Source organism: Salinivibrio sp. SS3, assembly GCF_001722105.1.
GTDB classification, from domain to species: domain Bacteria; phylum Pseudomonadota; class Gammaproteobacteria; order Enterobacterales; family Vibrionaceae; genus Salinivibrio; species Salinivibrio kushneri.
In genome coordinates, this window is the sequence record NZ_MEBQ01000031.1 from 1 (window position 1) to 10,456 (window position 10,456).

Below are 10,456 nucleotides of genomic sequence, written 5' to 3' on the forward strand. Positions count from 1 at the left end.
TTCTGCTCCCACTGCTCTTCACCGTTCAATGCACCCAGTGCAGAACCTTGAATAACTGGGCAGTCGTCACCTGGGAAGTCATACTCTGAAAGTAGCTCACGAACTTCCATTTCAACCAGCTCAAGCAGCTCTTCGTCATCAACCATGTCACATTTGTTCATGAACACGATGATGTTTGGAATACCAACCTGACGGCCAAGTAGGATGTGCTCACGCGTCTGTGGCATTGGGCCATCAGTTGCCGCAACAACCAAGATACCACCGTCCATCTGCGCCGCACCGGTGATCATGTTTTTCACATAGTCAGCGTGTCCTGGGCAGTCAACGTGTGCGTAGTGGCGAGTCGGTGTATCGTACTCAACGTGAGACGTTGCGATGGTGATACCACGATCACGCTCTTCTGGTGCGTTATCGATTGACGCGAAATCACGCGCTGCACCGCCGTGTACTTTTGCAAGTACCGTACAGATAGCTGCGGTCAGCGTCGTTTTACCATGGTCAACGTGGCCAATAGTACCAACGTTAACGTGCGTTTTCGTACGTTCAAATTTTTCTTTAGACATGACAGTCCCTCTAAGCACGGTATTTCGGTGGCATTACGACCACACAACCAACAATCAGGTTTGTTGAGTATATATCAAACGGCTTGAAGTTACCTTGGAGAGGATGGTGCTGATAGGCAGATTTGAACTGCCGACCTCACCCTTACCAAGGGTGCGCTCTACCGACTGAGCTATATCAGCACTCTAAAAAGAGTGGAGCGGGCAGCGGGAATCGAACCCGCATCATCAGCTTGGAAGGCTGAGGTAATAGCCATTATACGATGCCCGCAATCGTTACTCGTAGAGCTATTCAAACAATTTGAAAATGGTGGTGGAAGAAGGATTCGAACCTTCGAAGGCTGAGCCGTCAGATTTACAGTCTGATCCCTTTGACCGCTCGGGAATTCCACCTAAATTTTGGTGCCGGCTGCCGGAATCGAACTGGCGACCTACTGATTACAAGTCAGTTGCTCTACCAACTGAGCTAAGCCGGCGACAAGTGCTGCGCATTCTATGCCATGGATTTGAGGGGTGCAATAGGGAATTTTAAAAAAATGGGTGATTTTTTCGTCTTTTGCGTATTTTCTCGCGTGATTGTTGCGAAAATAACCAACCGGGTCACTTAACGCCGATCGTCGGCGCTTTTCCTTCCCTGTCGTTTGCGGTATCGTCACCCTCTTTACTGGCTTAAGGCACATGGATCATGAATGCAACGCTAACGCCTTATTTGTCGTTCGAGCGTCAACAATGGGCTGAACTGAGGGATGCAGTGCCCATGACGCTCACAGAAGATGACATTGACCGCTTGCGCGGCCTTAACGAGCATTTGTCGATGGATGAGGTCCGCGATATTTATCTTCCTCTATCCCGGCTGCTTAATCTCTATGTAAAAGCGCGTAAAAGCCGGACGGAAGTGCTAGACGAGTTTTTATCCCAACCGGTATCAAATCATGTGCCTTATGTTATTGGCATTGCGGGCAGCGTCGCCGTGGGGAAAAGTACCACCGCACGCCTTTTAAAAGCCTTGCTGACACGATGGCCTGACCATCCCAAAGTGGCGCTGGTCACTACGGATGGCTTTTTGTATCCAAACGCCGAACTTGAGTCGCGTGGCATCATGCATAAGAAAGGGTTTCCGCAATCTTATGACATGCGCAAACTGGTTGAGTTTGTGGCTGACGTCAAATCAGGAAAAGACTGTGTCACCGCGCCGATTTATTCTCACCTGGTTTACGACATCACCTCTGACGTGCAAAACGTAGAGAAACCCGACATCTTGATCCTCGAAGGGCTCAATGTGCTGCAAAGTGGTATGGATTACCCGCACGACCCCCATCATGTGTTTATTTCCGACTTTCTCGACTTTTCTATCTATGTCGACGCCGAACCAGACTTGCTAAAGCATTGGTATATCGAGCGCTTTATGAAATTCCGCCGAGGTGCCTTTCTCGACCCACAAGCCTACTTTCATCACTACACGCGGTTATCGGTGGACGAAGCCACTCAAAAAGCCGCGACCATCTGGGATGAGATTAACGGGAAAAACTTATCGGAGAACATTCTACCGACCCGTGAGCGCGCCAGCTTAATCTTAGAAAAAGGTGCCAACCACTCCGTTCAACATATCCGTGTGCGCAAATAGTGCTTGCGAGAGCAGGGTTAGTCATCGCGTCTTAGAGAGATCTCTCCACCCAAATAAGGCGTGATGTCACCCTCAACGTCAAGCAATAAGGCACCGTGTTCATCAATACCGCGCTCAATACCACGGACTTCTCGATCGCCCATCAGTAGTTTAACAGGGCGGTCGATAAAGTTATCCAACTTAGGCCAGTCGGCCATGATGCTCGATAGCCCATGTTGCTCATAGTCAATCAGTGCGTCTTTTAAACGCGCAATCAAGGTTGCCGCCAATGTATTACGTGATGGCATGGGATGGCAGGCCTCCGCTAAACGCGCCCAAGGCTGGTCAATGTTTTGATTCAAATGTGCCCCCATGCCAATATTTAACCCCATGCCAATCACAAGGTGAGCCGCATCACCGGTTTGCCCCGTCATTTCCACTAAGATGCCAGCGAGCTTTTTATCTTGGTAGTACAAGTCATTGGGCCATTTCACCTTCACACCTGGCGCGCCTAGTTCATGGAGTGCTTTGGTGATCGCCACACCAACCACTAGGCTCAGCCCCATCGCCGCCGCAGGGCCGGCATCTAAACGCCAATACATCGACAAATACAAGTTACTGCCAAAAGGCGACTCCCACGCGCGACCACGGCGACCCCTTCCTTGCTGCTGATATTCAGCTAGGCAAACGCTGCCTGACGCAAGTTGTCCCACACGTTCCATCAAGTACTGATTGGTCGAATCAATGACCGGGATCGCGGATAAAGCGGGCACGTCGGTATGCTCACGGAGCCAGACGTCATCCAGCAGTTCTATCGGTTGTGATAAGCAATAGCCTTTGCCCTGCACCCGGTAAATATCCAGCCCCCACGATTGCAACACTTTAATGTGTTTGCTGATAGCGGCTCGGCTCATGCCTAGCGCATCGCCTAGCACCTCGCCAGAGTGGAATTCACCATCAGATAAACGGTCTATAAGAGTCAGTCTAGCGTTATGTGCACTACTCATTGTGCCTCCAAGCTGGTTTCACCCGTGGCACCCATAAAGCGCACCTCATGGTGCAAGGTCACACCAAACCGCGACTTGACGTCGTCGACCACCTGCTTGGCTAATTGAATGACGTCTTGGCTGCTTGCCTGATTAGCGTTCGTCAGCACCAGGGCTTGTTTAGGATGCACACGCGCTCCTCCCACTTGCTTGCCTTTTAAACCACACTGGTCAATCAGCCAGCCTGCGGCGAGCTTCTTTTTTCCCTCTCCGGCAGCGTACATGGGCATCTCGGGATAACGGGCCTGCAAGGCTTGCGCCTGGTGTGCATCAAGCACCGGGTTTTTGAAAAAGCTGCCCGCATTGCCACACTCTCGGGGATCCGGGAGCTTGGCTTGGCGGATCGCACAGACCGCCTCAAAAATGGTTTGCGCTGATACCTGCTCTGGATCGAGATCCGCTAACGCACCATACTTGAGCACGGGCTGCCACGCTTTCGCTAATCGAAACCCCACTTGTGTGATCACCCACCCTGTCATCACGTCGGTTTTAAATATCGAATCGCGATAACCAAATTGACAGGCATCTCGGGTCAGACGACGTGTTTGCTGAGTCAATGGATTGACGATATCGACATACGCGCAGCGCTCGCAAAACTCGACACCGTAAGCACCAATGTTTTGAATCGGTGCGGCGCCGACACAGCCAGGAATAAGCGCGAGGTTTTCCAGCCCGGGCAAACCATTATCAATGCTCCAAGCGACTAAGTTATGCCAGGATTCTCCAGCCCCCACGTGCAATATCCAGTGGTCGCTCTCGTCATCGACTGACACACCGTTCAGGCGATTAAGCACCACCACGCCCTGAAAGTCTTGGCAAAAAAGCAGATTACTCCCCTCTCCCACCACTAACTTAGGAAGCGCTAGGTCGTCAGCGTGCTGCCAAATAGCATATAAATCCTCCACCGTATGCGCTTCCACGATCGCATGAGCGTGGGCGGGGAGACCAAAGGTGTGATGGGGTGTCAAAGACACATCAGATAACCACTTCATCAATGCATTACGCTGTCAGAAAAAATCATGGATAGGTATACTACCTGTCCTGCTCGTATTGCGCATCTATTAGGCTATGGATCATTACCACATTCACCCACTCGAGCCGTTACGGTTTCCTCTCGTGGCGCGATTTTATAAAACCTACTATCCACCGGGTAAACCGAAAAAGGATGAACATATCTGGGTGGTGGATGGGCCCAGCGGTTTATGTGGCGCGGTGCGCTTTCAGCCGCGTCAAGACTACCAACTGCTCACTGGCATGCTGCTGCATCCGCACTTGCGCGGGACGGGGTTAAGCCATCAACTGCTCGACGCCGTCCAGCCCGTATTGGCGCAGCGTCCAAGCTTTTGCTTGGCATTTCGACCATTGACCGCCTTATACGCGCAACACGGTTTCAGCAGTGTGGATACACAAGCCCTGCCAGAGGAATTGGCGGCGCGATACCAGAGCTACTGTCATAGCGGTAAAGACTTAGTCGCGATGAAATACACACCTAAAGCGTGATATTTACAACAAAGCCACGCGCAGTGATCCATGACTTGATCTAATTTCTGGTATAATTCAGGGTTTAGCATCAAACCGCTCGACTCTGGCCGTCGAACTACAAGAGGTAACAATGGATTCAGCGAACGCAAACCGGCAGCTTATCGACCGCCTGCCCACCATTGCGCACCAGCCAGACAATCTCGAAACCTTATTAGATGCCGTCTCGTTTAGAGAGCGCTTGCTCTGTGAAATAAAAAAGGCGAAATCCAGGATTTACCTCGTCGCCTTGTATCTGCAGGATGATGAGGCTGGACGTAGCGTGCTTGATGCGCTTTATGAAGCGAAGCAGGCCAATCCTGATCTTGATATCAAGGTATTAGTCGACTGGCATCGTGCACAACGAGGGCTGATCGGTGCTGAGCAGTCTGATGGCAATGCAGGATTATATCGCGCCTATGCCGAGCGTTACCCGCATAAAATAGAGGTACTCGGCGTACCAGTCAGAAACCGAGAGGTGTTTGGCGTCCTGCACCTAAAAGGCTTTGTGTTTGATGATACAGTGCTTTACAGCGGCGCTAGCTTAAACGATGTTTATTTAGCGCAACATAATAGATATCGATACGACCGCTATCATGTGCTCAACAATAAAGCGCTCGCCGACACCATGGCAGACTTTATTGTTAATACCCTGACAGCAGATAGTGCGGTCAACTGCCTCACCTCGCCAGACCGACCCAATAGCAAAGCACTTAAGCCTAGCATTCGTGAGTTTCGCACCCAGCTACAGCGTGCGAGCTATCGCTACGATGATGAGCCTCTCCGCGAGGATCAAGTCGGGCTAACCCCTATGGTCGGACTGGGTAAGCGTAAGAACAAGCTCAACCGCTATATCTGCCACCTAATTGCGAGCGCGCAAAAAGAGTTGGTGATTTGCACTCCTTATTTTAATCCGCCACGCAGTGTCGTCAGAGAAATTCGTCGTGCACTACGCCGAGGCGTGACGGTGAGCATCATTGTTGGCGATAAAACCGCCAATGACTTTTACTCGCCGCCAGAGGCACCGTTTAAGACCATTTCGGCACTCCCCTATCTGTATGAAGTCAACCTGCGCCACTTTGCACGTCGTAACGAAGCGGCGATTGCCAAACGCCAGTTAAACATCCATATTTGGAAACATGATGACAACAGTTTTCACTTAAAGGGAATTTGGGTCGATCGCCAATACATGTTGCTGACAGGTAATAACCTGAATCCGCGCGCATGGAAGCTAGACTTAGAAAACGCCATCTTGATTCATGATAAGCATCAGCAACTCGAAGCGCAGAAACAGAAAGAAGTCGACAAGATTCTGGCACACACTCAGTTGGTCGGCAGCTATAAACAGATAGAAAAAATGGAAGACTATCCCGCCCCGGTCAAGCGTCTGCTCAAACGGATAAAACGGGTTAAGGCCGATCATTTACTCAATCAGATACTCTAGGTGATGATGCAATGAAACAAGCCAAAATTGCCGCGATTGATGTGGATGCGCAATGCACCTTCACGCCGCTTTGTCCTGATGAATTGCCTGTGCCAGAGGGCGACACCATCGGGCCGGCTCTGAACCAGCAGGCGGCGTTGGCTGATTTACGCATACTGACCAAAGATGCACATCCTACTAATGCGGTCTGGGTCGTCGACGATCCCGCGGATATGTTTCAATCGTTGCCACACAAAAACGCTGACCTTACTTGGGTCAAGCATGCTGTGCCCGGCACCAAAGGATTTGAAACTATCGACGGCTTGCCTCCCGTTACCGATTACGACTATGTGGTTTGGAAAGGCATCGAGCCTGACCTTCATCCCTACGGTGCGTGCTTTCATGATATTGAAGAGAAACTCAGTACGGGCTTGATTGAGTGGCTACACAGCCAAGCCGTAGAAACCGTGATTGTCGGTGGCTTGGCAACTGATTACTGCGTCAAAACCACGGCTATCCAATTGAAAAAGCGCGGCCGTTTTGACGTCATTGTTAACCTCGCAGCATGTCGCGGCATTGACCCCAGCACGGTATCATCTGCTTGTGACGAAATGGTCGCTGTCGGCATTCGGCTCGTAGATAGCCAAATCGCATTAAGCTGCTTACTTCCGCGTTAATTCGTATCGCAGTGAATCAACGATTTCTACTGCGATCTTACTCGCTGTTCTAGCGAAACCTACTGCCTACATACATCAATAAATATGAGTCTTTAGACATAAAAACACTTTGACTCACAAGATTGCTAGGCTTATTGAGCGCTATCCTCTAATGTCCTGTTAACTATTTTCACAATAAAAAATAAGTTTGGAGGATAGCATGCTCAAACCTACCGCACTGGGTCTCCTGATCGGCGCGTCATTATGTAGCACCGCTTGGGCGATACCTGCATCGCAGCTTGATGCACTCGGAAACGGGCTCGATGTCCAATACCAAGTGCTTGATAATAAGCAAGATGACTGGCGTTCATTTACTGGTAACGTGGCGTTTACTAACCAAAGTACTCAGACGCTACCTAAAACGGGCTGGACGATTTATTTCAGTCACATCCGCATGATCAACTCGATCGACACCGATCAACTTAAAGTCTCACACGTCAACGGCGATCTCTTCAAACTCGAGCCGACTGACAGCTTTGTCCCGCTCGCCCCCGGTGATCAATTAGTCGTCGGCTTTAATGCCTCTGACTGGCAAGTGGCTAAATCCGATATTATGCCGAATTGGTATTTAGCCTCCGACGATGAAACTGGCACGCATACCGCGTTGATTACCAGCACCAGTAACCACAAAAATGGCCAAGTGCCCACCAAGCCGGATGATGAACTCACCTTTGTCGGTGACTTTGACACGCCCGCAAAGTGGAAGCGCTACGGCGGCGCATTGACTGACCACTATGACCCGTTCACGGCCGAACAGCGTTATGCGCGCAATGCCGATCTTTCCTTGGTCGATACCCAAGGACACGTGCTACCCACGCCGGCCAATCGCATTGAGAAAAATGGCCATGTCACTCTCGATAGCGAGTGGACCGTGGTCTACGACAACGGCTATCAAGCACAAGCACAATGGCTTGCCGATCAGCTTGGCATTTCAGCCACCGACTGGGCACCCACTAAGCAAAAAGTCATTCATGTGGGATGGGGAAAAGTCACCCTTAATGGAAGCGACCAGTGGCATGAAGCTTATCGCTTAGATGTACAACCTGAGCAGCAGCGTATTGACATCGATGCCCCTGATCAAGCGGGAGCCCTATATGCCGCGCAAAGCTTGCTGCAACTTAAAACCGGCGACACACTCAAGGCGGTATCGCTAACTGATGCACCCCGCTTTGCTTACCGAGGCCTGTCTGTCGATGCCGCACGAAACTTCCGTAGTAAAGAAGCCATCTTTAAATTACTCGATCAGATGGCCGCACTGAGACTCAACAAACTGCATCTACGCCTCAGTGATGATGAAGCATGGCGCATTGAGATCCCAGCCCTTCCTGAACTGGCGGACGTCGGTAGCAAACGCTGTCATGACTTGTCAGAGACCAACTGCGTGCTGCCCTTCTTAGGCGCAGGGCCTGACGGCACAGAAGCATCCAATGGGTACTACACCACGGACGATTATCAAGCGATCTTGCGTAAGGCAGAGGCACTCAATATCACCGTCATTCCAGAAGTGGATATGCCAGGTCACGCGCACGCGGCCATTAAAGCGATGGAAGCGCGTTATCACAAGTTCATGGCACAAGGCGATGAAGCCAAAGCGAAGGAATATTTGCTCACGGACTTTGAAGACGACACCCAATACCTCTCTGTGCAAATGTTCACCGACAATGCGATGAATGTTTGCATGGAATCCAGTTATCGCTTTGTCGATACGGTGGTTAACGCGTTAGTCGACGTTCATCGAGACATACAGCCACTCGATACATTCCACTTTGGCGGTGATGAAATTGCCGGAGCTTGGAAAGCGTCGCCCGTCTGTCAGGCCTTTATTGCAGACAACGATGCAGGTGTGAACAGTGTCGACGATCTGAGTCAGTACTTTGTCGAGCGTATTTCGCACATTACCCAACGTCATCAGCTCGATCTCGGTGGTTGGGAAGATGGCCTCATGCACAACAACAACGTCTATCCACGTGCACAACTTGCCAATGAACACGTCTATGGCAACGCGTGGCAAAATATCTGGGAGTGGGGCGTTGCCGATCGCGCCTATAATCTCGCTAACAATGGTTATGGCGTTATCTATAACCAAGCCACACACCTCTATTTTGACCATCCCTATGAGCCAGATCCAAGTGAACGTGGCTATTATTGGGCACCCCGTTTTACCGACACCCGTAAGACGTTTAGCTTTATGCCCGATGACCTCTACGCTAACGCAGATGAAAAACGTAATGGCGCACCTATTACCAAACAAGAGGTATTAGACGCTGCAACCGTGAAAACTCTGACGCGTCCAGAAAATGTGCTCGGTTTACAGGCATCTATTTGGAGTGAAACCATTCGCTCTGATGGCCAATTTGAATCAATGACCTTCCCTCGTCTCTTTGCCATGGCTGAGCGAGCTTGGCACCGTGCTGAGTGGGAAGCAAGCACTCAAACCGGGCAAGAGGCAGATCAAACCAAACGCAAACTGGATTACAACCTCTTTGCTAATCAGCTAGCGAACTACTGGTTCCCCCAACTTGAGCAACAGGGTGTTGGCTTCCGCTTACCGGTTCCGGGTGGGGTGATAGAAAGTGGTACATTGAAAGCGAACTCGCCATTCCCTGGACTCACCATTGAGTACTCAACCGATAATGGTGCAAGCTGGCAGGCCTATGATGCGGATAACGCCCCTCATGTCAGTGCCCCAGTACAGCTACGTACCATTTCAGGAGAGCGTGTGAGCCGAATCAGTCAAATTCAATAATCGAGCGATTACACAGCTAAAAAGACAACGCCCCGTCGACAAGACGGGGCTTTTTATTGGATCTTGGGTAGGTAGAAAATGAAATGATATCTACTTGGCAGGCAGTTTAAAGCAAAGCATAAAGGGCCTATTAGCCTTCCAAAGACAAAAAGCCCCGACCATAAGGTCAGGGCTCTGTATTTTCTTATCAAAGTCTTACGCAAATCTGCTTTGATGCTTAAATTTTTGCTAACTAAAGCCTAACAGTAAGCTCTAATTAGGTTATCTTGTTTGATGCGATGAGGATGTTGAATCGAGACGCGTGATATCTTGCTATAAATAAAAAAAAGCCCCGACCGTCAGGTCAGGGCTTGGTATTTTCTTATCAAAGTCTTACGCATATCTGCTTTGATAATTAAATTGTTACTAACTAAAGCCTAACAGTAAGCTCTGATTAGATAATCAAAGCCTGGCGATGTCCTACTCTCACATGGGGAGACCCCACACTACCATCGGCGCTGCTTCGTTTCACTACTGAGTTCGGCATGGAGTCAGGTGGGTCCAAAGCGCTATGGTCGCCAAGCAAAATTTGGTGTGTCTTCACTTTTCAGTCAAAACACAAATCTAGAAAGCTGTTCGTTCTCGCCACAATCAACTGGCTTTATTTTAAGTCCAACCCAAAACCGCTTGGGTGTTGTATGGTTAAGCCTCACGGGCCATTAGTACAGGTTAGCTCAACGCCTCACAGCGCTTACACACCCTGCCTATCAACGTTCTAGTCTAGAACAACCCTTTAGAGAGCTCGAGGCTCTAGGGATGACTCATCTCGGGGCCACCTTTCACGTTGACGACGAACAGAGCGGCG

The 10,456-nt window shown here is 50.2% G+C and carries 8 protein-coding genes, 4 tRNA genes and 2 rRNA genes; 5 read left to right on the forward strand and 9 right to left on the reverse strand.

The window, feature by feature from the left end; genetic code table 11:
• The 5 genes from BGL48_RS10845 to BGL48_RS10865 all read right to left on the reverse strand — a co-directional run.
• The coding region (locus BGL48_RS10845) for a GTP-binding protein (protein WP_141698089.1) at positions 1–563 on the reverse strand (563 nt) is incomplete at its 3' end.
• A gap of 104 nt (positions 564–667) precedes the next feature.
• A tRNA-Thr gene (locus BGL48_RS10850) sits at positions 668–743 on the reverse strand.
• A 13-nt stretch (positions 744–756) separates the two neighbouring features.
• A tRNA-Gly gene (locus tag BGL48_RS10855) sits at positions 757–831 on the reverse strand.
• 37 nt (positions 832–868) lie between these two features.
• Positions 869–953, reverse strand: a tRNA-Tyr gene (locus tag BGL48_RS10860).
• Positions 954–960: 7 nt separating this feature from the next.
• Positions 961–1,036 (reverse strand) — tRNA-Thr (locus BGL48_RS10865).
• A 209-nt stretch (positions 1,037–1,245) separates the two neighbouring features.
• Here BGL48_RS10865 and coaA point away from each other — a divergent pair.
• Positions 1,246–2,184, forward strand: coding sequence for a type I pantothenate kinase (gene coaA, locus BGL48_RS10870; RefSeq protein WP_069362661.1), 939 nt, complete (start codon positions 1,246–1,248; stop codon positions 2,182–2,184).
• 17 nt (positions 2,185–2,201) lie between these two features.
• Here coaA and birA read toward each other — a convergent pair whose 3' ends face one another.
• On the reverse strand, positions 2,202–3,170 hold the full coding sequence (gene birA, locus BGL48_RS10875) for a bifunctional biotin--[acetyl-CoA-carboxylase] ligase/biotin operon repressor BirA (protein ID WP_069362662.1): 969 nt from the start codon (positions 3,168–3,170) through the stop codon (positions 2,202–2,204).
• Positions 3,167–4,201, reverse strand: coding sequence for a UDP-N-acetylmuramate dehydrogenase (gene murB, locus BGL48_RS10880; protein WP_069362663.1), 1,035 nt, complete (start codon positions 4,199–4,201; stop codon positions 3,167–3,169). The genes birA and murB overlap by 4 nt, the downstream gene beginning before the upstream one ends.
• Before the next feature lie 124 nt (positions 4,202–4,325).
• Between murB and BGL48_RS10885 the strand changes: the two genes are divergently transcribed.
• The 4 genes from BGL48_RS10885 to BGL48_RS10900 all read left to right on the forward strand — a co-directional run bounded on the left by BGL48_RS10885 (position 4,326) and on the right by BGL48_RS10900 (position 9,612).
• Positions 4,326–4,709 carry a GNAT family N-acetyltransferase gene (locus BGL48_RS10885; RefSeq protein ID WP_241831360.1) on the forward strand — a complete coding sequence of 128 codons (384 nt, stop codon included), beginning with the start codon at positions 4,326–4,328 and terminating at the stop codon, positions 4,707–4,709.
• Between the two features lie 112 nt (positions 4,710–4,821).
• Complete coding sequence (gene pssA, locus BGL48_RS10890) at positions 4,822–6,171, forward strand: CDP-diacylglycerol--serine O-phosphatidyltransferase (RefSeq protein ID WP_069362665.1); 1,350 nt, start codon at positions 4,822–4,824, stop codon at positions 6,169–6,171.
• Positions 6,172–6,182: 11 nt separating this feature from the next.
• On the forward strand, positions 6,183–6,827 hold the full coding sequence (locus tag BGL48_RS10895; protein ID WP_069362666.1) for a nicotinamidase: 645 nt from the start codon (positions 6,183–6,185) through the stop codon (positions 6,825–6,827).
• Positions 6,828–7,026: 199 nt separating this feature from the next.
• Positions 7,027–9,612, forward strand: coding sequence for a family 20 glycosylhydrolase (locus BGL48_RS10900; RefSeq protein WP_069362667.1), 2,586 nt, complete (start codon positions 7,027–7,029; stop codon positions 9,610–9,612).
• A gap of 446 nt (positions 9,613–10,058) precedes the next feature.
• Here the strand turns inward: BGL48_RS10900 and rrf are convergent.
• Both rrf and BGL48_RS16385 read right to left on the reverse strand, forming a co-directional pair.
• Positions 10,059–10,174 (reverse strand): 5S ribosomal RNA (gene rrf, locus BGL48_RS10905).
• 115 nt (positions 10,175–10,289) lie between these two features.
• Positions 10,290–10,456, reverse strand: a 23S ribosomal RNA gene (locus tag BGL48_RS16385); the annotation flags it as partial.

Coding starts and splice junctions, on each gene's coding strand:
- coaA (WP_069362661.1), top strand. CDS start 1,246: ATGAATGCAACGCTAACGCCTTATTTGTCGTTCGAGCGTCAACAATGG.
- birA (WP_069362662.1), bottom strand. CDS start 3,170: ATGAGTAGTGCACATAACGCTAGACTGACTCTTATAGACCGTTTATCT.
- murB (WP_069362663.1), bottom strand. CDS start 4,201: ATGAAGTGGTTATCTGATGTGTCTTTGACACCCCATCACACCTTTGGT.
- pssA (WP_069362665.1), top strand. CDS start 4,822: ATGGATTCAGCGAACGCAAACCGGCAGCTTATCGACCGCCTGCCCACC.
- BGL48_RS10895 (WP_069362666.1), top strand. CDS start 6,183: ATGAAACAAGCCAAAATTGCCGCGATTGATGTGGATGCGCAATGCACC.
- BGL48_RS10900 (WP_069362667.1), top strand. CDS start 7,027: ATGCTCAAACCTACCGCACTGGGTCTCCTGATCGGCGCGTCATTATGT.